Here is a 22983-nt window from a genome sequence, read left to right as displayed (position 1 = left end):
GGCGCGCGGCGCGCGGAGTGCGGGCGCGGAGTGCGGGCGCGGGGCGCGGTGTGCTGCCATCTCGTCCGGTCGCGGAGTGCGGGCGCGGAGTGCGGGCGCGGTGTGGGGGCGCGGGGCGCGGTGTGCTGCCATCTCGTCCGGTCGCGCCCCGCGCGTGGCCGGCCTGCCGTACGCCGTGGGCGGCGACGCTCAGGAGGCCCGGCCGAGCTCCTCGATGGCGCCGATCATGAGGTTCCAGAACCGGTCGCGGTCGAGGCCGATCCCGACGTTCGCGTTGGGCTCCCAGTCCATGCGGCGGTGCAGGTCGGCCACGGTCGCGCCCCGGGTGTGCCGGCCGTCCAGCTCGATCCGCAGACCCACCCGCTCGTACGTCATGACCGTGGGATCGATCAGGTACGCCACGGTGATCGGGTCGTGCAGCGGCGGCGCGGGGAATCCCCAGGTCTCGTGATAGGTGGAGCCGAAGAACGTGAGCAGCTCCACGCAGACGCGGGCGAGCGGGGTGCCGAGCCCCTCGATCCTGCCGAGCACGTCGGCGGTGACCAGCGCCTGGTGGCTGACGTTGAGCCCGACCCACGTCGTCGGCACGCCGCTGTCCAGAACCTCCGCCGCCGCCTCCGGATCGGCGTAGACGTTGAACTCCGCGTACGGCGTGTGGTTGCCGCGATCCGTGGAGCCCCCCATGATCACGATTTCCCTGATCCGCTCGCGGTCTTCGGGGTGGCGGCGCAGCAGGGTGGCGATGTTCGTCAGCGGGCCGATGGCCACCACGGTCACCGGCTCGCCGGCGGCCGCCAGCGTGTCGTGGATGAGGTCCACACCGTGGCGGGGGTCGAGCGGGACGCTCGGCTCCCCGAACGCCGGGCCGTCCAGGCCGCTCTCCCCGTGCACGTAGTCGCCGATCTCCAGCGGCGCCGCGAGCGGGCGGTCGCAGCCGGCGGCGACCGGCACATCGGTGACGCCCGCCAGGCTCAGCATCCGCCGGGCGTTGAGCGCGGTCTTCTCCACCGTCTGGTTGCCCGCGACCGTCGCGACCGCGCGCAGGTCGATCGCCGGGTCGGCCACCGCGAGCAGGATGGCCATGGCGTCGTCGTGCCCGGGGTCGCAGTCGAGGATCACCGGGATCGGCATGTCAGATCTCCTTCGCGAGCCAGCGGACCGCCCGGGTGAACAGCGTGCGGTAGCCGTCCCAGGAGACGAACTCGTCAGGGCACCAGTGCGGCGCGATGTCGGAGGCCCAGGCGAGCGTCCGGCCCGCCCCGGCCTGCCGTACGGCGAGCAGGGGGTCGCCGGCGACGGTCGCGAGCAGCGTCGCGTCGTCGGGCAGCGTGAAGCGGTTGTAACCGAGCAGGTCGGGCCACTCGGCGGGGAGCCCGGCGACGATGGGGTGCGTCTCGTCGGCGAGCAGGCCGGGCACGCCCTGCGGAGCCTCGACGCGGTCGTCGTAGCGGGAGATCCGGGCGGGGAGCACCCGTTCGACCGCCGTGCCGGCGAACGCGGCCTTGGCCTCGAAGCCCTGGAAGCTCAGGTAGCCGCCCGCCATGGCGAGGCCGCCGCCCTGCTCCACCCAGCCGGCCAGCAGGTCGAGCCGGTTGACGGTCTTCTCGCTGGCCAGCCAGGTGGCGGGATGCAGCAGGATGCTGTTGGCCCCGATGTCGGAGAGCACGATCACGTCGTAGGCGGCCAGCGCCTCGGGCGTGCCGGGGAACAGCGCGGGCACGTCGTGCGCGGGCAGGTGGTCGACCTCGATGCCGTCGGCGACCAGGACGTCCCGCAGCGGATCGATTCCGGTGTGGTAGGTCGTCGAGGTGAACGAGTCGAAGCCCTTGTAGTGGGTCGACACGCTCACCCACGATTCGCCGGCGACCAGCACGCGGGTCATGGAAATCGTCTCCTTCTGTTCGTGTGTGATCAGTGGCCGCGCGCGGCGGCGAGGAAGAGCTCGCGCGGGTTGTCCGCGAGCAGCCGGGTGGTGTCACCGGCGGTCAGTCCGTGCCGGTGCAGGCGCGGCACGAAGTGGGTGAGGATGTGGGCGTAGCCGGTGCCGCCGTAGCGCACGAGCATGGTCTTCAGGAACACGTCCTGGGAGAGCAGGACCTTGTGCCCGAGCCCGGCGCGGACCAGCCAGGCCACGGCGGCGGCGTTCTCCTCGTCGCATGGAGACTGCCCCTCGCCCGGATAGAGATAGTCCATGCCGCACATGTCGTAGCCGAGGTAGGCGCCGCGCAGGGCGAGGGACACCTGGTAGTCGCGGTCCGCGCCGCTGGGGTTCAGGTGCGAGAGCACCGTGCCGGCGAGCAGGCCGCCCTCCTCGGCGACGACGTCGAGCACGCGGTGGCCGTGCCGCACCCAGCCGGGAAGATGGACCGAGAGCGGCACGCCGGTGCGGGCCTGCGCCCGGGCCGCGCCGCGCAGCACTTTCTCCTCCTCGGCGGTGAAGTCCGGCGAGACGCCGATCTCGCCGATCACACCGGCCCGGACGCCGTCGACGCCTTCGGTCAGGTCACGCTCGATCTCGTCGGCGATGTCCGCGGCGGTCATCGAGCGCACTCGGGCGGGGTGGGTCCTCTCGAGGTAGAAACCGCAGCCCATGACGATGTTCAGCCCGGTGGCACGGGCGATCGCGACCAGCTCGGCGGGCGCCCGTCCGATCCCCTCGGGAGTCACTTCGAGCACCGTGCGCCCGCCGCGCCCGGCGAACCTGCGCACCTCTTCGATGGCGGTCCCCGTGTCGTCCAGCGACACGTTGTCGCGAGAGAGGTACGGGTCGTTGCGGAGCCTGCCGAGGAACTCGATCCGTACGGGGTCGCGGGCGATCAGCTCCCCCTCGGCGTCGCCCTCGGGCGCGGGATGCCAGGCGCGGGCGCCGTCGTTGCGCAGGTGCTCGTGGCAGAGCGTGATCCCGAGGTCGTCAGGGGAAACCGGGCCGAGCACGGTCGTCACAGTCGTCGCGGCCGGAGGCCGGGGAGCCGGGGACGTCATTTCCGGATCGCCCCGAACTTCGCCCACACCTTGCTGTTGGCGAAGATGGCCAGCAGCAGGATGCCGCCCTGGACGATCTGCACATAGAACGGCGACACGTGCAGCAGCACCAGGCCGTTGGCGATCACGCCGAGCGTGAGCGCGCCGAGGATCGTGCCGAGCATGCTCGCCCGGCCGCCGAAGAGGCTGGTGCCGCCGAGCACGACGGCCGTGATTACCTCCAGCTCGAAGCCGGATCCGGCGTTGGACGAGCCGGAGCTGAGGCGGGTGGCGATCAGCACGCCTGCGACCGCCGCCGCCAGGCCGGTGAGCACATAGACGGTCAGCCCGACCTTCCGCGTGTTCACACCGGCGCGGCGCAGCGACTCGCCGTTGGAGCCGAGGCCGATGACATAGCGGCCGAACGGCGTCCGGGTGAGGACGAGCCAGCCGGCGAGCGCGACGACCACGGCGAGGATGGCCGGGACCGGCACCCCGGCGATGCGACCCTGGCCGATCTGGACGATCCAGAGGTCCCCGTCGATGGGGGTCGAGTAGCCCTCGGTGGCGCGCAGCGCCGTACCCCGCATGATCGACAGCATGGCGAGCGTGACGATGAACGGCGGGATGTTCTGGTAGGAGGAGAACCACCCGTTCACGAACCCGATCAGCGCGCCGAGCGCGAGGATCGCGACCAGGGCGAGGGTGGGGTTCCACCCGTGCTGCAGCACGATCGCGAGCAGCGACCCGGACAGCGCGACGGTGGACCCGACCGACAGGTCGATGCCGGACGTGCTGATCACGAAGGTCATCGCGGTCGCCACGACCAGCGTGGGGGCGATCTGCCGCAACAGGTTGAGGATGTTGCCGGTCGTGGCGAACCGGTCGGCGGAGAACGCGAAGAAGATCAGCAGGGCCACCAGAACGGCCGCGATGGCGATCGTCTGCGCGTGCCGGCCGATGTGGGCGCTGGCCCTGGCCGACCTGGTGGTGACGACCCTCTGGCTGGTCCCGGGTCCGGTGGCGGTCTTGGCGGCGGTCACCGTCGCCTCCCCTCCTTGTCCTCCTCGTCGTGGGCGACGATCTCCGACACGAGCCGTTCGAGGCTGGTGCTCCGGGCGTCCAGGTCGGCCCTGAGCGTGCCCTCGTACATGACGCACAGCCGGTCGCAGACCCGGAAGAGGTCCTGCAGGCGGTGCGTGATGAGGATCACCGAGACGTCCTGGGCCGAGACCGTCTTGATCAGTTCGAGGACGGTCTCGACCTCGGCGACGGCGAGCGCCGCCGTCGGCTCGTCGAGGATGAGCAGTTTCGGGCCGAACGTCACCGCCCGGGCGATGGCCACCGCCTGCCGCTGGCCGCCGGACAGCCCTCCGACGGGGATGTCCGTCAGCGGGATCCGGATGTTCAGGGCGTCGAGGTGGCGACGGGCGTCCGCGTGCATCTTGCGCACGTCGAGCATCATCCCGCCGGCCCTGCGCGGCTCCCTGCCGAGGAACAGGTTCCCGGCCACGTCGATGTCGTCGCAGAGCGCGAGGTCCTGGTAGACCATCTCGATGCCGAGTTCGCGGGCGTCCTTGGGGCTGGCGAAGGAGACCGGCCGGCCGTCGAAGACGATCTCGCCGGAGTCCGGCACGACGGCGCCGGCCAGCACCTTCATGAGGGTGGACTTGCCGGCGGCGTTGTCGCCGACGAGCCCCACCACCTCTCCCGGGCCGACGCGCAGCGTCACCCCACGCAGCGCGTCGACCATTCCGTAGCGCTTGCGGATGTCGCGCATGACCACCCGGTCGACGCGCCCCGCCTCTTGGTCCGTCATGCGAGTCCCTTCACCGCTCACTTGAAGGTGGCGCGGTACGGGTCGACGTTGTCCTTGGTCACGATCGTCACGGGCACGTCGATGTTCTTCTTCGCCTGGGCGCCGCCGATCAGGGCCTTGGCCTCCTTGACCGCCTCGTAGCCCTCGGTCTTCGGGTCCTGCTGGACCACCCCGGCGACGAACCCCTCGTCGATGCCGTCGATGGCCTCCTTGGTCAGGTCCCAGCCGAAGACCTTGATCCGGTCGGCCGCGTTCTGCGACTTCACCGCGGCGACCGTGCCGAGCAGGGCCGGCTCGCCGGTGGCGTAGACGATGTTCATGTCGGAGCGGGAGGTGAGCAGGTTCTCCGCGGCCGTCATCGCCGTCTCCTGCTTGTTCTGCCCGTCGACGGTCTGCACGATCTTCGCGCCGGCGCCCTCGACGGTCTTGTTGAAGTCGTCCTTGCGGATGTTCTGGATGAAGGAGTTCAGCGCACCCACCACGCCGATCTTCGGCGCGCTCAGTCCCTGCGCCTGGGCCCACTTGTTGACGAACTCGCCCGCCTGCCGGGCCGCCGCCGCGTTGTCCACGCCCACCTGGGTGTCGACGGCGGGCGAGTCGACGATCGCGTCGACGGCGACGACCTTCAGTCCGGCGTCCTTGGCGATCTTCACGGCGGGCTTGATGCCCTCGACGTCGATGGCGACCACGATGACCGCGTCGAACTGCTGCTGGACGAAGTTGTCGATGGCCTCGTTCTGCTTGGCCGGGTCGTCGTTGGCGTTGAAGATCGTGAGATCGACGTTGGCCTCCTTCGCCGCCTGCTGGGCGCCGGCGTTCATCTCGTTGAAGAAGATCGCCTGCTGGTTGATCTGGACCAGTCCGACCCGCGGCCGGTCTCCGCCGGAGCCTCCGGAAGCGCCGGAGTCGTCCGAGCCGCCACACGCCGCCGCCAGGAGGCCGGTGGCCAGGATCGTCGTCGCCGCTGTCAGGCGGATGAGCCTCGTGGATCGAGCCATGAGAGAGGAACCTTTCGGGGGGTCGGGCAGAGATGAGTCACCGGTTGGGTAATCGATTACCCGAGTTTCGGGCATGCTAGTGGGGTCAAAAAAGCAGCGTCAAGATGCAGTTTCCTCACTAAACCTCTATCGTTCCTTGTGATCCCGGCAGTGCAGGACGCTGCAAGGTCGATCATTGGTAAAGATCAAGGGAAATCGATTACACGATGGGCGTGACGATTCACGACGTGGCACGAGCGGCCGGTGTCTCCGTGGCCTCGGCCTCCCGTGCCCTCTCGGGGCGGCGCAAGGTCACGCCCGAGATCGCCGAGCGGGTGGCGCGCGCCGCCGGCGAGCTCGGTTACCAGCCGAACGCGGTCGCCAAGGCACTGCGTGACCAGACCACCGGCACCATCGGCATGGTCGTGCCGGGCATCGGCAACCCGTTCTTCACGACGATCGTCGAGGCGGTGGAGCGCGAGCTGCAGAACTCCGGCACCGACCTGCTGCTGTGCTCGTCCCAGTACAGCCCCGAGATCGAGGCGCGCAGGCTGGAGACCCTGCTGGCCCGGCGCGTGGACGGGCTGATCATCAGCCCGTGCGACATCGAGGCCAGCGTCCCCGCGGTGCTCGACGCGGCCCGCCGGGTGCCGCTGGTGCAGCTCGACCGCCACATCGAGGGCGGCGGGGCCGACTGGGTGGGCGTGGACGACGAGGCCGGGCTGGCCCTCGCGGTCGACCACGTGATCGCGGGCGGGGCCCGCTCCGTGGTCTTCGCCGGGAGCCGGCTGGTGAGCTCCTCCGCCCGGTTGCGGCTCAGCGGTTTCGAACGCGCCGCCGCGCGGACCGGCGTCGAGGTTCTGCCGCCACTGCTGGGCGAGTTCACCCTCGAATGGGGCGTCGAGGCCGGGCGCATGCTGCTCGACGCCGGGCGGCTGCCGGACGCCGTCGTCTGCGCGAACGACGAGATCGCCGTGGGCCTCGTGCGGTCGCTGCGGTTCGGCGGCAAGCGCGTCCCCGGGGACGTGGCAGTGGTGGGGTTCGACGACGTGGGACACGCGACCATGTGCGATCCGCCCCTCAGCACCGTGCGCCAGCCGGTGGAGGAGATGGCGGCCGAGGCCGTGCGCCTGCTCGGCCAGGTCAAGGCCGGCGACCCCCGGCCCGCGCAGCGCATCGCCATCGCTCCCAGGCTCGTCGTACGGCAGACCAGCCGGCCGGTGGCGGCCGGCGTCGCGGACTGAGTGAGGGAAGGAGGCCGCGTGGACGATGCGGTCGAGCTGACACGCGAGCTGATCAGGATCGACTCGGTGGGCGGAGGCGAGGCCGCGGTCGCCGAACCCCTCGCGAGACGGCTGTCGGACGCCGGTTTCGCGGTGCGCACGCACGAGCACGCGCCGGGCCGCACCGGGCTGGTCGCCCGCTGGGGGACGGGCGAACCGGTGACGCTGACCGGGCACCTCGACACGGTGCCGCTGGGCGGGCAGGCGTGGCGGCATGCGCCGCACGGCGCGGAGATCGACGGCGACCGCCTGTACGGGCGCGGTTCGAGCGACATGAAGGCCGGCGTCGCCGCACTGGTGGTCGCCGCCGAGCGGCACGTGCGCCGCACCGGGCCGAAGACCGCGCTGGAGTTGGTCTTCACCGTGGGCGAGGAGACCGGCTGCGAGGGCGCGGCGGACATGGTGGCCGCCGGCCTGGTGAGCAGGTCGCGCGCGCTGCTGGTGGCCGAGCCGACCGCCAACCGGGTGCTGCTCGGGCACAAGGGCGCCCTGTGGCTGGAGGCCACGACGCGGGGCACGACGGCGCACGGCTCGATGCCGCACCTGGGCGACAACGCGATCTACAAGCTCGCCCGCGTCATCGGCGCCGTCGAGACGTTCGACCCCGGGGTGCCGGACCACCCCTGGCTCGGCCCCTCCACGGTGAACGTGGGAACGGTGCGCGGCGGGATCAACGTGAACTCGGTGCCCGATCTGGCCGCCGCGACCATCGACCTGCGCACCGTCGCCGGCCAGGACCACGGACGGCTCCGCGAGCGGCTGCAGGCCGCGCTCGGCGACGAGGCGACCCTCGACGTGCTCGTGGACCTGCCCGCGATCTGGACGGAGCCGGACGACCCCGTCGTACGGACCCTGGTCGAGGCGGGGGCGGGCGCGCCCGGCGACCACCCTGCCGCCAGCTATTTCACCGACGCCTCGGTCCTCGCCGTCGCCTGCGGCGGGGCGCCTACGGTCGTCTGCGGCCCGGGTGAGCCCGAGCAGGCGCACGTCACCGACGAGTACTGCCTGGTCCACCGGATCGAGGAGGCCGTCGAGATCTACAGCACCGCACTCGCGCGCCTCGTCTGACCGGCGCGAGCGGCCCGGTGACCGGCTGTCCGGCATCGGACGCCGCCGCTCTGCCGGGGCACCTGCGTGGGCCGCCACAGTCGTGTCCACGACCGTCCACGGCGGACACCGGACGGTTATGGTCGGATTTATGGCAAGGTGATCAACACGCTTCCGGTCCACCCGAGGAGGTCGCGTGCGCGACATGTCCCCGCCTCTGCACATGCGGCGGGACGGATTCCATCCCGCCCCAGAGCTCTCCGCGCTGCGGAACGACGAAGGGGTGGCCAAGATCCGCACCGTCTTCGGCTCCGACGCCTGGCTGGTCACCAGGTTCGAGGACGTCCGTACGGTGCTGAGCCATCCCGAGCTGTACAGCAACGCGCTCGTGCCGCCGCTCCGGCCGCCGGGCGCGCCGCCGCCGAGCCCGGAGGAGGTCGCCGCGATGCGCGCCGGCAACCTGCTCGGCTCCGACCCTCCCGAGCACACCCGGCTGCGGCGGATGCTCACGGCCGAGTTCACCGTCCGCCGGATGCGGCGGCTGGAGCCCCGGGTCCAGCAGTTCGTCGACGACCATCTGGACGCCAGGGGGCGCGGCGGGCCGCCCGCCGATCTGGTGACCGACTTCGCCCTCCCGGTGCCCTCGCTGGTGATCTGCGAGCTGCTGGGCGTGCCGTACGCCGACCGGGCCGGCTTCCAGGACACGTCCAAGCGGCTCCTCGACGTGTCCCTGTCGCCGGACGAACGCGCGGCGGCGGCGGCGGAGTCCCGGGCGTACATCGCGAGCCTGATCAAGATGTTCCGGAAGGATCCCGGCGAGGACCTGCTCGGGATGCTCGTACGCGAGCACGGCGACGAGCTGAGCGACGCCGAGCTCTCGGGCATCGGCAGCCTGCTGCTGCTCGCCGGGCACGAGACCACGGCCAACATGCTGTCGCTGGGCACGTTCGCCCTGCTGCGGCACCCCGACCAGCTCGCGCTGCTGCGCGAGGAGCCCGACCGCGTGGACGCCGCCGTCGAGGAGCTGCTGCGGTGGCTGAGCATCGTGCATTCCGGCACGATCAAGCTCACCACGACCGAGGTCCGGCTGGGCGGACAGACCATCGGCGCCGGCGAGACCGTCATCTGCTCCCTTCCCGCCGCGAACCGCGACCCGGGGCTCTTCTCGAACCCGGACGAGCTGGACATCCTCCGGGATGCCGCCGGGCACGTCGCGTTCGGGCACGGCATCCATCACTGCCTCGGTGCACCCCTGGCCCGCATGGAGCTGCGCATCGCGTTCCCCGCCCTGCTGAGCAGGTTCCCCGGCCTGCGGCTGGCGGGCGAGCCCCGGTTCCGCTCCATGACCGTCGTCCACGGCCTGACCACGATGCCGATCGCCTGGTAGGCGTCCTGGCAGGCGCTCCGCTCACCACCGAGCGGCCGGCCCTCCGGCGTCCGACGCCAAGGGCCGGCTCTCGCCCGCACCCGTCGAGATCGCGGACGGACCTGGTCGATCAGGTCGTGGGGCGCGGATCCGGCTGCGCCGGCACGGGGCGGTGGGTGCGCAGCCGTACGGCGTGGTCGAGAACGCCGTGGTCATAGGCGGTCTCCGCGTGCAGCGCCAGGTCGACGCCGGACACCTCGTCCTCCTCGCTCACCCGGAAGCCCATGATCCGGTGGATCAGCTTGCCGATCCCGTAGGTGACCGCGAAGGCGTACAGCGCGACCACCGGCACCGCCAGCGCCTGCTTGCCGAGCTGGGCCAGCCCGCCGCCGTACAGCAGGCCGCGGGGGCCGTCGGCGCCGGTGAGGGTGCGGGTGGCCAGCAGCCCGATGAGCAGGGTGCCGACGACGCCGCCGACCAGGTGCACGCCGACCACGTCGAGGGAGTCGTCGTAGCCGTGCCGGAACTTCCAGCCGACCGCCTGCGAGCAGATCATGCCCGCGGCCAGGCCGATGACCAGCGCGCCCAGCACGTCGACCGAGCCGCACGACGGGGTGATCGCGACCAGCCCGGCCACGACGCCGGAGGCGACCCCGAACGTGGTGGGGTGGCCGTCGCGGCGCTGCTCCACCAGCAGCCAGCCCAGCAGGCCGGTGCACCCCGCGGCCAGGGTGTTGAGGAAGACGGCGGCGGCGGTGCCGTTCGCGGCCAGCGCAGAACCGGCGTTGAACCCGAACCAGCCGAACCACAGCAGCCCGGCGCCGAGCAGCACCAGGGGCAGGTTGTGCGGGCGCATGGCCTCGGCCTTGAACCCGATCCGCGGCCCGAGCACCAGCGCCATGGCGAGCCCGGAGGCACCCGAGGTGATCTCCACGACCAGCCCGCCCGCGTAGTCGAGCGTGCCCAGGCTCTGGATCCAGCCGCCGGGGCCCCACACCCAGTGCGCGATGGGCGCGTAGACGACGAGCGCCCACACCGGGACGAAGACCATCCAGGCCGAGAAGCGGGCCCGGTCGGCGATGGCGCCGCTGATCAGGGCCGCGGTGATGACGGCGAAGGTGAGCTGGAAGGTCGCGAACAGCAGCGTCGGCACCTGGCCGGTGACCGACTCGGTGGTGATGTCGTGCAGCCCCACGTGGGCGAGGCCGCCGATCAGGCCCCCGATGTCGGGGCCGAACGCCAGGCTGTAGCCGGCGGCCAGCCAGACGAGGGTGACGAGGGCGATCGAGACGAAGCTCATCATGATCATGTTGAGCACGCTCTTGGCCCTGACCATCCCGCCGTAGAAGAAGGCCAGGCCGGGCGTCATCAGCAGGACGAGCGCGGTGCAGGCCAGGAGCCAGGCCGTGGCGCCGCCATCTACCTTCACCGGCATGTCATCGCCTCACACTCCTCGGGGTGGTCGTCCGGCGGATCCGCCACGGGCGCACCATGAGACTCACCGCCGGCCGTTTCACGGCGTTTCCGGGTGTGTTACCGTGATGTTTCTTATTTCGAGGGCATTACCGGCTCCTCACCGGCCCTTCGTCCGAGCCGTGCTTCGAGCCGTGCTTCGAGCCGTGCTTCGAGCCGTGCTCGGCCAGTTCCGCGGCCAGCAGCTCCCGCACGCGCCGCCAGGCGTCGCCGGCCGCCGCGGCGTCGAACGTGTCGCGGCGGTCGCAGAGGAACCCGTGACCGACGCCCGGATATTCGGCGATCTCGTGGCGTACGGCGGCGGCCCGCAGCGCGTCCGCGATCGCCCGGCGATGGTCCGGCGGCACGACGTGGTCTTCGGCGCCCACGAGGACCAGCACGCGCCCGGTGATGCCGGGGGTCAGCGCGAGCGTCGGCTCCGGGCGGCCGAGGGGGATGTCGGTGCCCGGGATCCAGCCGCCGTAGGCGACGATCACCGCCGCGAGGTCCAGGCGGGTGGCCGCGAGGTAGGCCACATGACCACCGACGCTCAGGCCTGCCATGCCGACGCGCGCGCAGCCCCGCGTACGCAGGTGATCGACGGCGGCGCGCACGTCGGCCAGCGCGTGGTCCCGCGTCATCCGGTGCAGGAGTTCGAAGCCGCGCTCGCGGCCCGCCGCGTCGTGCGGGAGTTCGATCATGGGGGCGTCGCGGTGATAGAGGTCCGGTGCCAGCGCGACGTATCCGTCCGCGGCCAGCCGCTCGCAGACGTCGCGTACGTGGGCGCTGACGCCGAAGAGCTCCATCGCCACGACCACGCCGGGGAAGCGCCCCGGGCCGGCCGGGCGGGCGAGGAAGCCGCCCATCCGCGACCCGTCGGCGACGGTCATCTCGACCGACTCGGTGAGGATCCGGTGGGAGGCAGGCGAAGGTCGTGTGGTCACGCGACGACGCTAATGTCGCCTCATCGCCGCAACCACAGGACGTTCATGCTAGTAACCGCAGTATCAGGATCGTCATGACCGATGCCGCCGATCCCGCACGGCTGAGGGAGCTGGGCGACTTCCTGCGCTCCCGGAGAGACCGCCTGAGCCCGGCCGACGTGGGGCTTCCCCCGGGCGCCCGGCGCCGCACGCCCGGCCTGCGCCGGGAGGAGGTCGCCACGCTCGCCGCGATCTCCCCGACCTACCTCGCCTTCCTGGAGCAGGGCCGCGACGTGCGCCCCTCGCGTCAGGTCCTCGACGCGCTGGCCGGCGCCCTGCGTCTTGACGCCGCCGAGCGTGCGCACCTGCACGAGCTCGTCCATCACGCCGCGCCACCGGCCGCCACGCCGAGCGGGGAGAGCATCTCCCCCGCTCTCGCGGAGCTCGTCGACCGGCTCGACCCGTGCCCCGCGTACGTCACGGGACGGCGCTGGGACGTGCTCGCGGCCGACCGCGCCGCGCGTGCGCTGTGGACCGACTGGCTCGTGCTGCCGCCCGAGGACCGCAACATGCTCTGGTGGATGTTCGCCGACCCGGCCGCGCGCACCGTCTTCGTGGAGTGGGAGCAGGAGGCGTCCGCGCTGCTCGCGCGCTTCCGTTCCGCCGCCGCCCGCCATGCCGGCGACCCCGCTTTCGCGGAGCTGGCCGCCCGGCTCAAGGCCGCCAGCCCGCAGGTGCGCGCGTGGTGGCCGCGGCACGACATCGCGCCGCTGAGCTCGGGCACCAAGCGGTTGCGGCATCCGGTGCTCGGCGAGCTCGAACTGCGGCACGTCGTGCTGCTCACCGCCGACGACGTCGAGCAGAAGCTCGTCGCGTTCCTCGCCTCGGACGCCGACCAGGCGCGGATCGCCGAACTGATCGCCGCCGGTTAGTGCCCGCGGCGTCAGGCCACCGAGGCGGGGAACCGTTCCCAGACCCGGTGGGCGGCCATCAACCGCCGCACGGCGGGGAAGACCTCCGTGGCCGAGTCGCCGGACACCACGCCCGGTGTGCCGGAGACTACCGGGGTTGGCGCGGATCTTCCTCGCCCTGGCGACCTCGACCGGGGTGTCGGTGAACGCGTTCTCGGCGTCACCGGCGACGAACGGGTTGCCGCCGTCCAGCGAGTTCGGCCGGTAGGGCGCGACCCCGGCGTGTACGGCGTGCTGATGGAAGCCGTCCCGGAACATGTCGTTGACCGGGCAGTGCGCCCGGTTGACCGGGGTCTGCGCGAAGTTCGGGCCGCCCAGCCGGGTGATCTGGGTGTCGAGGTAGGAGAACAGCCGCGTCTGCAGCAGCGGGTCGTCGGTGACGTCGATGCCCGGCGGCAGGTGACCGACGTGGGAGGCGACGCCTCGTCGACGAGCCGGAAGGTGTGGACGCCGAAGCCCTCCATCATCCGGTAGGAGCGCGGGATCCCGCGGTCGGACATGTTCCACATGGTGTGGTGCTGCGCCTCGGTGTGCCGGGACACGAAGTCCCAGAACGTGTCGTGGGCGCTCTGCGCCTGGGGGATCTCCCGGTCCGGGTGCGGCTTGCCCGCGTGGATGACGTCGGGGAACTTGACGCCGTCCTGGATGAAGAACACCGGGATGTTGTTGGCGACCAGGTCCCCTCGACGGTCGCCGGGGCGCTGCCCGGCGACCCGGGAACGTCCGGCGTCAGGGGGTCGGTCACCTTCTCGGCCGCGTTCTCCACGACATCCTTGACGGCCTTGGCGGGCTTGCCGGCATCCATTCGGCGAAATCCTCCATGGAGCGATCCGGGCACGTCCGCGCCGCAGTACCCGCAGGTAGGAGAGCCGAACACGCCGGTCCGCCCGAGGACCGGCCGCCGCGGCACCATGCGTGCCCGGTGTTACTTCAGGGCGTTCGCGGCGAGCCGGAGATCGGTGAAGGCCCGGTCGAGATGGGCGTGCAGGTCGTCGGCGGGGTCGGCGCCCCACCGGCGGATGGCGGCCGCGTAGGTGTCCATGCCCACCTGGGCGCACAGGGCCGCGAGCGGCTCGGCGACGCCGCGGGCGCGGAGTGCCTCGGTGAGCGCGGCGACGAGGGCCGCGCTCTTGGCCAGTGCCCGTTCCTGCAGGGCCGGCGTGGCGGCGATGACCGGCGCCCGCCGCCTGGTGACCGGGAGGTTGCGTTCGATCAGCGGCACGGCCTGGTGGAACGCGGCCCGCAGGGTGGGCAGCGGCTTGGTGCCGGCCGGCACCGCCGCGACCGCGCCGGTCAGCAGGTCGCGCAGCTGGGCCTCGCCGTCGAAGAAGACCTCGCGCTTGTCGGCGAAGTGGCGGAAGAAGGTCCGCTCGGTGACCCCGGCGCGGGCGGCGATGTCCCCGGTCGTGGTCTTGTCGTAGCCACGCTCCAGATACAGCTCCAGCGCGGCCTCCTGGAGGCGCAGCCGCACTTCATCCCCGTTCCGTGGCACGGCTGTGACCCTATCACAGGCGACAGTGACTGACACGAAGTTGCGTCAGTGACTGTCGCATCGTACAGTCAGCGACTGACGCAAATGCGTCAGTCACTGACGTTAAGAAGGTCATCGTGGAACAGCGATTCACCGGCAGGACGGTCGTGGTCACCGGAGCCGGTTCCGGCATCGGCGAGGGCATCGCACGGCGGTTCGCGGCCGAAGGGGCCAACGTCGTGCTCGCCGCGCGGCGCAAGGACCGGCTGGAGGCCCTCGCGGCCGAGCTCGGCGCCCACCGTGCGCTCCCCGTCGCCACCGACGTCACCCGCCAGGACGAGGTGCGGGCGATGATCGACGCCGGCGCCGCCCGGTTCGGCGGCATCGACGTCCTGGTCTCCAACGCCGGCGTCGGCCTCGGCAAGGAGTTCGCGGACACGACACTGGCGGACTGGCGGCTCCTCATGAGCACCGACGTCGACAGCTGCTTCTTCGGCGCGCAGGCGGCGCTGCCGTACCTGAAGGACAGCCGCGGCAGCATCGTCCACATCGCCTCGGCCTCCGGCCTCGGCGGCGACCGCATGCTCACCGCCTACAACGCGGCCAAGGGCGCGGTCGTGAACTTCACCCGCGGGCTCGCCTTCGACCTCGGCCATTTCGGCATCCGGGTGAACACCGTCGCCCCGTCGCTGACCGGACCGGAAGAACTGGCGGCCGAGCACGCCGACCTCGTCGAACGCTTCAACCAGCGCCGGGCGCTCGCCGGCTTCAGCACCCCGGCCGACGTCGCCGCCGCCGTCGGCTTCCTGGCCTCGGACGACGCCCGTTTCATCACCGGCGTCATCCTGCCCGTCGACGGCGGCATCACCGCCGGCAGCGGCCAGCCCTCCCTGTTCTGAAAGGACCTCCCATGCCCGGAATCAACGACGCGCTCGACCCGGAGCTCGCCACCGCGTTCGCCGCGATGCCCAAGGCCGCGAACGGCACCCTGCTCGACCTCTCCGACATCCCTGGCCTGCGCGCGCGGATGCGCGCGGCCCGCGCCCACCTGGCCCCGGCCCCTGCGGACCCGCGGGTCACGATCGAGACGCTGCGCATCCCCCGGGCCGACCGGACCGAGCTCGAAGTGGTCCTCTATCGCCCGGCCGGCGCCGGGCACGCCCTCCCCGCGCTGGTCTGGTTCCACGCCGGCGCCCAGGTCCTCGGCGACAACGCCCGCGACGACGACGCCTACCACACCGCCCTGGCCCTGGACCTCGGCCGCGTCCTGGCCGCCGTCGTCTACCGGCTCGCCCCGGAGACCCCGGCTCCCGGTGCCGCCGAGGACGGCTACCTCGCCTACACCCACCTCGTCGAGCACGCCGCCGAGCACCGGATCGACCCGCACCGGATCGGGCTCGCCGGTGCCAGCGGCGGCGGAGCGCCCGCCGCGGCCACCGCGCTCATGGTGCGCGATCGGCACGCCGTACGGCCGTGCTCGCTGTCCCTGCTCTACCCGATGCTCGACGACCGCCTGGAGTCGCCGTCGAGCTTCGAGGCCGTCTCCGAGGTCGTCTTCACCCGTACGGACATGGGGCTCGCCTGGGCCGCGGTCCTGGGCGACCGGCTGGGCACGGACGACGTGCACCCCTACTCCGCGCCCGGCCGGGCCACCGATCTCGCCGGCCTGCCGGACACCTTCGTCGCCGTCGCCCAGTTCGACGTGCTGCGCGACGAGGGCATCGACTTCGCCCGCCGGCTGACCGCCGCCGGTGTGCCGGTCGACCTGCACCTCTACGCCCGCGCGTTCCACGCATGGGATCGCTTCGCGGCCACGTCGGCCCTGGCCCGCTCGTTCGAGCAGACGTGGCACGCCTTCCTCCGCCGCAGCCTGCACGGCTGAGCCGCCTCCGAGCCCGGCGGCCGCAGGCGTACCCGGGAGTTCACGCCTCCCGGATGCTGACGGCGGCGTCAGGGTGCCGGTCGGCCGTGAACCGCCTGTGACCGGAGGTAGGCGCGCCATCCCCCGTGCCCGGTGATGTCGGCCGCGCCCCGCAGCCCTTCGGGGGCGCAGAGGAAGCCCGGCACGTTCGCGCCGTCGGCCAGCTCGACCTGGCCGAACGTCATCGGGCGGGGAAGGGCCGCGAGCATGTCGCCCAGCCCTTCGGCGGGCAGCTCCCACACCTCGCACTCGATGGCCGCGCCGCCTTCGGCGACCCGTACGAGCCCGGGTTTGGGCGGGTCGGTGGCCAGGGCGTGCAGCCGATAACGCGCGGCGGTCGTGGAGGCGGCCACCAGGCGGGCGCCGCGCGTGATGAGCTCGTGGTTGAGCGGCTGTCCCGACAGGTGCGCGCCGACCACCGCGAGCCGTACGACCGGCTGGAGCAGCCGGGCGATGGCGGCCAGGTCGTCGTCGGCGTGGGCCCGGCCGACGAGCATGACGCCGTACGGCAGGCCGTCCACCTGCCCGGCCGGTATGGCAAGCGCGCACATGTCGAAGAGGTTGACGAAGTTGGTGAAGCGGCCGAGGTCGCTGTTGACGCCGACGGGGTCGGCCGCGACCTGTGCCGGCGTGGGATGGCGCGGGGTGACCGGCAGGAGCAGCGCGTCGCGGTCGCCCAGCAGGGAGAAGGCCCGCTCCCGCAGCTCCGCGAGCCGTTCCCGGTCGGCGAACAGGCGGTGGGCGGGCAGGTCGCGGGCGGCGGTGATGATGGAGGCGACGACCGGATCCAGGTCGGGGCCGCCCTTCTCGACGAACGCGCCGACGGCGGTGTAGCGCTCGGCGACGAACGCCCCCTGGTAGAGCAGCGCGGCGGCCTCCAGGAAGGGGCCGGGGTCGATCGGGCCGGCCTCCACGCCCGCCCAGGCCAGCCGTCCCGCCGTCGCCTCGAACGCCTCGGCCCAGCCCGGGGCCAGCGGGCCGAGATCGGCGGTGGCGGGCACGGCCACCCGCCACGGCCCTGTACGGCGGGCCGGACGGGACGCGGGCCGTGCGGAGGAGCCGGTCATCATGGCCAGTGCCCGCTGGGCCTCGGGGAGCGTGCGGGCGAAGACGCTGACGCAGTCGAGGCTCCGGCAGGCAGGCACCACGCCGTCCGCAGAGATCAGGCCACGGGTCGGCTTGATCCCCACGATGCCGTTGAAGGCGGCCGGAACCCGGCCCGAGCCCGCGGTGTCGGTGCCGAGCGCGAGGTCGGCCAGGCCGAGTGCGACGGCGACCGCCGAGCCCGAGCTGGATCCCCCGGAGATCCGGGCCGGGTCCGTGGCGGCGCGCACCGCGCCGTACGGGCTGCGGGTGCCCACGAGCCCGGTGGCGAACTGGTCCAGGTTGGTGGTGCCGAGCACGATCGCGCCGGCCTCGCGCAGGGCGGCCACGGCGGGGGCGTCGGCGTCCGGGAGGTAGGCGTAGGAGGGGCAGCCCGCGGTGGTCGGCAGTCCGGCCACGTCGATGTTGCCCTTCACCGCCAGCAGGCGGCCCGCGAGGGGAAGGGGTTCGCCGCCCGCCACCCGGGCGTCCACGGCGGCGGCCTCGTCCTCAACGTCGGCCTGCGGCCGCAGGTCGATCCAGATCTCCGGACGGCCGGTCTCGGCGATCCGCGCGTAGGCCCTGCGGACCCGGTCCAGTGCCGTCTCAGCCACGATCACTCCTCAGCACCACCATCGGGACGCCCGCCTCGACCTGCTCACCGGGCCTGACCAGGACGCGTTCGACCACGCCGTCCTCCGGGGCCAGGACGGCGGACTCCATCTTCATCGCCTCCAGCACGATCAGCGGTTCCCCCTCGGCGACCCGCCTGCCGGGTGTGACGCCGATCTGCCAGACGCTCGCGGCGAACTCCGCCTCCACCACCCGGCAGCCCGGCGGGACGTCCAGCTCGGTCTCGGCCGGGCCCGGTGGCTGCTCCGCGCGGTCGAACTCGCCCGCCGCCTGCCAGGCCGCGCGCTCGGCCGCGAAGGCGGCGGCCTGCCGTTCGCGGAAGGCCGCGATGGAGCCGGCGTGCTCGTCGAGGAAGCGGCGATAGTCGGCGAGCCGGAACACTCCTTCTTCGATCTTGGGTTCGAGGCGCCCGGCCGCCAGGTCGGCGCGCAGTTCGAGCAGCTCTTCGGCCGTCACCGGATACCAGCGGATCCGGTCGAAGAAGCGCAGCAGCCAGGGCGAGCCGGGCTCGAACGCGCCGCGCTGCTGCCAGCTCGACCACACCTGCGTGGTGCGGCCGACGAACTGGTAGCCGCCCGGTCCCTCCATGCCGTAGATGCACAGGTACGCGCCGCCGATGCCGACGGAGTTCTCGGCGGTCCAGGTGCGGGCGGGGTTGTACTTGGTCGTGACCAGGCGGTGCCGGGGATCGAGCGGGGTGGCCACGGGCGCGCCGAGATAGACGTCGCCGAGCCCGAGGACGAGATATTCGGCGTCGAAGACGATGCGATGGACCTCGGCCTCGTCCTCCAGGCCGTTCACCCGCCGGATGAACTCGATGTTCGACGGGCACCAGGGCGCGTCGTCGCGCACGCCCGCCATGTAGCGGGCGATGGCCTCCCGGGTGGCGGGATCGTCCCACGACAGGGGCAGGTGGACGACGCGGCTGGGCACCTCCAGCTCCCCGGTGGGCGGCAGACCGGCCTCGATGTGGAGCAGTTCGACCAGCAGGTCGCGCTGCGAGAGCACGGCCGGGTCGAGATGGACCTGAAGCGACCGGATGCCGGGGGTGAGGTCGACGACACCAGGCAGGTCGCGGGCGGCGACCGCCTCCGACAGCGCGTGCACCCGCATGCGCAGGCCCAGGTCGAGCTCCATCGGGCCATACTCGACGAGGATGTTGTCGTCGCCGCTGCGCCGGTAGGTGACGGCGGGCCGCTCGCCGGTCTCGGGGAGACGGTGCAGCACGCCGCCGTCGCCGGGGACGCCGATCGCGGGCGGCACGGGGACGAAGGTGACGGTGTCTCCCGGCCGGAGCTGGCCGAGTTTCCAGCGTTCCGAGGTGACGACGGTGGCCGGGCACACGAACCCGCCGAGCGAGGGGCCGTCGGGGCCGAGCACGACCGGCATGTCGCCGGTGTAGTCCACCGCGCCCACCGAATAGGGGGTGTCGTGGATGTTGGACGGATGCAGTCCCGCCTCTCCCCCGTCGAGGCGGGCCCAGCGCGGTTTGGGGCCGACCAGGCGGACGCCGGTGCGCGCGGAGTTGTGGTGGACCTTCCACTGGGCGGCGTAGAAGTCGCGGATGTCCTCGTCGGTGAAGAACTCGGGGTTGGCGTGCGGGCCCTCGACCACGCCGATCCGCCAGGCGTGCCCGAACTCGGGCCGCTCCGCCAGGGTTACACCACCGTCCGCGCCGCCGTCGTAGAGGCGGCCCCCGTGAAGGACGTCACCCGCGCGCAGGGCCCGGCCGCCGTGGCCGCCGAACCCGCCGAGCGTGAACGTCGCGGCGCTGCCCAGATAGGCGGGCACGTCGAACCCGCCCGCGACGAGCAGGGAGACCCGCAACCCCGGCCCTTCGGCGGCGCCGATGTCCAGCACGCCGCCGGCGGGCACGGTGACCGGCTCCCACTGCGGCACCGGCGTGCCGTCCACGGTGACGGGCGTGGGCGCGCCGGTGACGCAGACGGTGGCGGCGTGGCTGAAGCGCAGCGCCGGGCCCCGCAGCGTGCACTCCAGGCCGGGCGCGCCGGGGTCGTTGCCGAGGACGGCGTTGCCATATCTGAAGGAGCGGTCGTCCATCGGTCCGGACGGCGGCACGCCCACCTGCCAGTAGCCGGCGCGTCCCGGCCAGTCCTGAACGGTCGTGAGCGTGCCGGGGCGCACCACCTCGACGCGCCGGGAGCCGTCGGCGAGCCCGGCCAGGGTAGCGGTGCCGTGCGTTGCCGCCCGTACGGAGGGGTCGCCGGCGGCGGCGCGCAGCAGCCCGACGTTGGTCTCGACGCCGTCGATCCTGGTCTCGGCCAGCGCCGCGGCCAGCCGGTCGAGTGCCTGTTCCCGGTCGGCGCCGTGCGCGATCACCTTGGCGAGCAGCGGGTCGTAGGCGCTGCTCACCTGGGTGCCCGTCTCGACCCAGCCGTCGACCCGTACGCCCGGGGGGAACGCGACGTGGGTGAGCAGGCCCGCGCTGGGCCGGTGGTCGCGGCTAGGGTCCTCGGCGTAGACCCGGGCCTCGACGGCGTGGCCGACGGCCACGGGCGGGGTGCGCAGGGCGGCGTGCACGTGCCCGGCGTCGCCCTGGGCCAGGCGCAGCATCCACTCGACCAGGTCGACGCCGTAGATCGCCTCGGTGACCGGGTGCTCCACCTGGAGACGGGTGTTGACCTCCAGGAAGTACGGCTCGGCGCGCACGGGGTCGTAGATGAACTCGACGGTGCCGGCCGACCGGTAGCGCACGGAGGCGCACAGACCGGCGGCGCTGTCCGCGAGCCTGGCCCGCACGGCCGGCGGCAGGCCGGGCGCGGGTGCCTCCTCCAGCACCTTCTGGTGGCGCCGCTGCAGCGAGCAGTCGCGGTCGCCGAGCGCGACGACGTTGCCCATGCCGTCGCCGAAGACCTGCACCTCGACATGCCGGCCCCCCTCGACCAGGCGCTCCAGGAACAGCCCGGCCGAGGCGAAGCTCGCGGCGGCCGTACGCTCGACGCTCTGCCACGCCTGGGCCAGTTCGCCGGCGTCGCGGCAGGCGCGCATGCCGATGCCGCCGCCTCCGCCGGTGGCCTTGAGCATGACCGGATAGCCGATGTCGCTCGCGGCGTCCAGGGCCGCGTCGAGGTCGGGGAGCAGGCCGGTGCCGGGGAGCAGGGGCACCCCGGCCGCCTCGGCGGCGGCGCGGGCGGTGTGCTTGGCCCCGAACAGGTCGAGCTGCTCGGGAGTGGGACCGACGAAGGCCAGCCCTGCGGCCTCGACCCGGCGCGCGAAGGCGGCGTCCTCCGACAGGAAGCCATAACCGGGGTGGACGGCGTCCGCGCCGCTGTCCAGGGCGGCCCGCAGCACGCGATCGGCATCGAGGTAGCTCTCCCTGGCCGGAGCGGGGCCGAGCCGTACGGCGTGGTCGGCCAGGCGGACGTGGGCGGCGCCCCGGTCGGCGTCGGAGTAGACGGCGACCGTGCGCAGCCCGAGGCGGCGGGCGGTGGCGATGACGCGGACGGCGATCTCGCCCCGGTTGGCGACGAGGAGGGTGTTCATCGCACCGTCATCCGTACGGGCGTGGGGTCGAAGCCGTTGCACGGGTTGTTGATCTGCGGGCAGTTGGAGACCAGGACCAGCACGTCGGTCTCGGCGCGCAGGGTGACCGCGAGGCCGGGGGCGGAGATGCCGTCCACGATGCCGAGCGTGCCGTCGGCCTCGACCGGGACGTTCATGAACCAGTTGATGTTGCTGACCAGGTCGCGCTTGCCGAGCCCGTGGCGGCTGCCCTCGATGAGGAAGTTCTCGACGCAGGCGTGCTGGGAGTAGGTGTGGTGCCCGTAGCGCAGGGTGTTGGACTCCTTGGAGCAGGCGCCGCCGACGGTGTCGTGGCGGCCGCAGGTGTCCGCGACGACGGTCATCAGCGGGGTGTGCTCGTTCGACAGCAGCACGCTGCCGGTGGTGAGGAAGATGTTGCCCTGGGCGTGGATGGTGTCGGGGGCGCTGTAGCGGACGGCCGTGTCGTGCGCGTCGTACAGCAGGAAGTCGACCGCCTGGTTGCCGCCGAGGTCGGTGATGGTCAGCTCCTGCCCGGCGCGGATGACGGCCGACCAGGGGGCGCGGGCGGCGACGGTGACGTCGAGCACGGACGTGTCGGTGAGGGTCATCGGGTCACCTCGGCGGTGTTGAGGAAGGCGCGGCGGCCTTCGGGGCTCGCCTGCCACAGGGGGTCGTCGGGTGCGGTGGGCCGGGCGCGCCAGGCCAGGACCTCCAGCGTGGTGCAGGTGTAGGCGGGGCGCGGGTCGATGGGGTGCGCGGTGTTGGCGATGAGCACGACCAGCGGCATCTCGGCGCGCAGGGTGACCGACGCGCCGGGCCCGGCCGAGCCGGTGAAGATCAGGCCGCCGTCGGGGCCGACCCTGACCCCCTGGAAGAAGGAGATCGACGGGGGCAGGTCCCGGGGCTGCAGGCCGTGCTTGGCGGCGGCCAGCGTGAACAGCTCCCGCCCGGCGGGGGACGCGCCCTGCGGCGAGCCGTCGCCGTACCGCTCGATGTTGCGCCGCAGGGTGGAGGTCCCGCAGATGGTGTCATGGCGGCCGGAGGTGTCGGCGACCATCGAGGCCAGCACGCGGCCCTGGTCCGACAGCAGCAGGTGGCCTTCGCCGATGTAGGCGTTCCACAGCACCTTGACGGTGTCGGCGACGTTGAGCCGTTCCCAGGGGCGGCCCTCGACGTAGAGCAGCAGGTGTGCGCAGGCGTCGCCGGCGAGGTCGGTGAGGCGCAGCTCGGTGCCCCGGGCCAGCACCTTGTGGGTGTAGCCGCCCCCGGCGACGGTCTCGGCCCACACGAGGTCGGCGGGGTCGACGCCGTCCGGCGGGGCGGGCCAGTCGGAGGCCGGGAGCACCGGCATGGTGTCGCTCGTGGTGCCTTCCTGTGCTCGGGCGTGCTCGCGCGCGCCGTACGTCGTGCTGGTCGCCATGACGCGATCTCCTCGGGGGGTGGAAGTTCCGGGGGCGAATTTCTGTCGCATGACAGAAATTAGGCGGCGCATGTTTCCTCTCACGCGCCGCGACGTTTCCCATCCGTTACCGGAAGCGCACAGCGGCGGCGCCCGTCCGGAGGTGTGCGACG

The 22983-nt window shown here is 72.6% G+C and carries 19 protein-coding genes and 1 pseudogene; 6 read left to right on the top strand and 14 right to left on the bottom strand.

Features of this window, described 5'->3' with window-relative positions; all coding sequences use genetic code 11:
* Positions 1-189: 189 nt before the first annotated feature.
* From FLV34_RS30350 to FLV34_RS30325, 6 genes are read right to left on the bottom strand one after another with little or no spacing between them, the layout of a single operon-like run.
* The gene (locus tag FLV34_RS30350) at positions 190-1131 is read right to left on the bottom strand and encodes a nucleoside hydrolase (protein WP_147944717.1); all 942 of its coding nucleotides are present in this window, start codon (positions 1129-1131) and stop codon (positions 190-192) included.
* A 1-nt stretch (position 1132) separates the two neighbouring features.
* The gene (locus tag FLV34_RS30345; protein WP_142651203.1) at positions 1133-1882 is read right to left on the bottom strand and encodes a glutamine amidotransferase; all 750 of its coding nucleotides are present in this window, start codon (positions 1880-1882) and stop codon (positions 1133-1135) included.
* 29 nt (positions 1883-1911) lie between these two features.
* Positions 1912-2934: a phosphotriesterase gene (locus FLV34_RS30340; protein WP_261985959.1), complete on the bottom strand. Its 1023-nt coding sequence runs from the start codon at positions 2932-2934 to the stop codon at positions 1912-1914.
* Between the two features lie 44 nt (positions 2935-2978).
* The gene (locus FLV34_RS30335; RefSeq protein WP_142651205.1) at positions 2979-4004 is read right to left on the bottom strand and encodes an ABC transporter permease; all 1026 of its coding nucleotides are present in this window, start codon (positions 4002-4004) and stop codon (positions 2979-2981) included.
* The gene (locus FLV34_RS30330; protein WP_168066447.1) at positions 4001-4780 is read right to left on the bottom strand and encodes an ATP-binding cassette domain-containing protein; all 780 of its coding nucleotides are present in this window, start codon (positions 4778-4780) and stop codon (positions 4001-4003) included. Before FLV34_RS30330 ends, FLV34_RS30335 begins: the two co-directional genes overlap by 4 nt.
* Positions 4781-4797: 17 nt before the next feature.
* Positions 4798-5778, bottom strand: coding sequence for a substrate-binding domain-containing protein (locus tag FLV34_RS30325; RefSeq protein WP_142651206.1), 981 nt, complete (start codon positions 5776-5778; stop codon positions 4798-4800).
* A gap of 206 nt (positions 5779-5984) precedes the next feature.
* On the opposite strand from FLV34_RS30325, the gene FLV34_RS30320 reads away from it, so the two are divergent.
* The 3 genes from FLV34_RS30320 (at position 5985) to FLV34_RS30310 (ending at position 9474) form a co-directional block, all read left to right on the top strand.
* On the top strand, positions 5985-7001 hold the full coding sequence (locus FLV34_RS30320) for a LacI family DNA-binding transcriptional regulator (RefSeq protein WP_142651207.1): 1017 nt from the start codon (positions 5985-5987) through the stop codon (positions 6999-7001).
* Positions 7002-7019: 18 nt separating this feature from the next.
* Positions 7020-8108, top strand: a complete 1089-nt coding sequence (locus FLV34_RS30315) for a M20 family metallopeptidase (RefSeq protein WP_142651208.1) — start codon at positions 7020-7022, stop codon at positions 8106-8108.
* Positions 8109-8292: 184 nt separating this feature from the next.
* On the top strand, positions 8293-9474 hold the full coding sequence (locus FLV34_RS30310) for a cytochrome P450 (RefSeq protein WP_261985963.1): 1182 nt from the start codon (positions 8293-8295) through the stop codon (positions 9472-9474).
* 109 nt (positions 9475-9583) lie between these two features.
* Here the strand turns inward: FLV34_RS30310 and FLV34_RS30305 are convergent, their stop codons facing one another.
* Both FLV34_RS30305 and FLV34_RS30300 read right to left on the bottom strand, forming a co-directional pair.
* A complete protein-coding gene (locus FLV34_RS30305) occupies positions 9584-10888 on the bottom strand; it encodes an ammonium transporter (RefSeq protein WP_147944715.1) in 1305 nt (434 codons plus the stop codon).
* A gap of 127 nt (positions 10889-11015) precedes the next feature.
* The gene (locus tag FLV34_RS30300) at positions 11016-11849 is read right to left on the bottom strand and encodes a dienelactone hydrolase family protein (protein WP_222709675.1); all 834 of its coding nucleotides are present in this window, start codon (positions 11847-11849) and stop codon (positions 11016-11018) included.
* Positions 11850-11923: 74 nt separating this feature from the next.
* Between FLV34_RS30300 and FLV34_RS30295 the strand changes: the two genes are divergently transcribed.
* The gene (locus FLV34_RS30295) at positions 11924-12760 is read left to right on the top strand and encodes a helix-turn-helix transcriptional regulator (RefSeq protein WP_168066449.1); all 837 of its coding nucleotides are present in this window, start codon (positions 11924-11926) and stop codon (positions 12758-12760) included.
* 204 nt (positions 12761-12964) lie between these two features.
* Here FLV34_RS30295 and FLV34_RS30290 read toward each other — a convergent pair.
* Both FLV34_RS30290 and FLV34_RS30285 read right to left on the bottom strand, forming a co-directional pair.
* Positions 12965-13479, bottom strand: a pseudogene (locus FLV34_RS30290) (catalase); the annotation flags it as partial.
* A 245-nt stretch (positions 13480-13724) separates the two neighbouring features.
* The gene (locus FLV34_RS30285) at positions 13725-14291 is read right to left on the bottom strand and encodes a TetR/AcrR family transcriptional regulator (RefSeq protein ID WP_168066451.1); all 567 of its coding nucleotides are present in this window, start codon (positions 14289-14291) and stop codon (positions 13725-13727) included.
* A 116-nt stretch (positions 14292-14407) separates the two neighbouring features.
* Between FLV34_RS30285 and FLV34_RS30280 the strand changes: the two genes are divergently transcribed.
* Together FLV34_RS30280 and FLV34_RS30275 are read left to right on the top strand one after the other, a co-directional pair.
* Entirely contained in the window at positions 14408-15169 is a 762-nt protein-coding gene (locus FLV34_RS30280; RefSeq protein WP_142651210.1) for an SDR family NAD(P)-dependent oxidoreductase, read from the top strand.
* 11 nt (positions 15170-15180) lie between these two features.
* The gene (locus FLV34_RS30275) at positions 15181-16152 is read left to right on the top strand and encodes an alpha/beta hydrolase fold domain-containing protein (RefSeq protein ID WP_147944714.1); all 972 of its coding nucleotides are present in this window, start codon (positions 15181-15183) and stop codon (positions 16150-16152) included.
* Between the two features lie 68 nt (positions 16153-16220).
* Here the strand turns inward: FLV34_RS30275 and atzF are convergent, their stop codons facing one another.
* Genes atzF through FLV34_RS30255 form a run of 4 tightly spaced genes read right to left on the bottom strand, consistent with a single transcriptional unit; the run spans position 16221 to position 22831 of the window.
* Entirely contained in the window at positions 16221-17888 is a 1668-nt protein-coding gene (gene atzF / locus FLV34_RS30270; RefSeq protein ID WP_147944713.1) for an allophanate hydrolase, read from the bottom strand.
* Positions 17881-21411: a 5-oxoprolinase/urea amidolyase family protein gene (locus tag FLV34_RS30265; RefSeq protein WP_147944712.1), complete on the bottom strand. Its 3531-nt coding sequence runs from the start codon at positions 21409-21411 to the stop codon at positions 17881-17883. The genes atzF and FLV34_RS30265 overlap by 8 nt, the downstream gene beginning before the upstream one ends.
* Positions 21408-22019 carry an urea amidolyase associated protein UAAP2 gene (locus tag FLV34_RS30260; RefSeq protein ID WP_142651214.1) on the bottom strand — a complete coding sequence of 204 codons (612 nt, stop codon included), beginning with the start codon at positions 22017-22019 and terminating at the stop codon, positions 21408-21410. The genes FLV34_RS30265 and FLV34_RS30260 overlap by 4 nt, the downstream gene beginning before the upstream one ends.
* A complete protein-coding gene (locus FLV34_RS30255) occupies positions 22016-22831 on the bottom strand; it encodes an urea amidolyase associated protein UAAP1 (RefSeq protein ID WP_147944711.1) in 816 nt (271 codons plus the stop codon). Before FLV34_RS30255 ends, FLV34_RS30260 begins: the two co-directional genes overlap by 4 nt.
* Positions 22832-22983 lie beyond the last annotated feature (152 nt).

Source organism: Microbispora sp. CSR-4 (assembly GCF_008033685.1).
GTDB lineage: Bacteria > Actinomycetota > Actinomycetes > Streptosporangiales > Streptosporangiaceae > Microbispora.
This window is presented reverse-complemented; position numbering and strand designations above follow the sequence as displayed.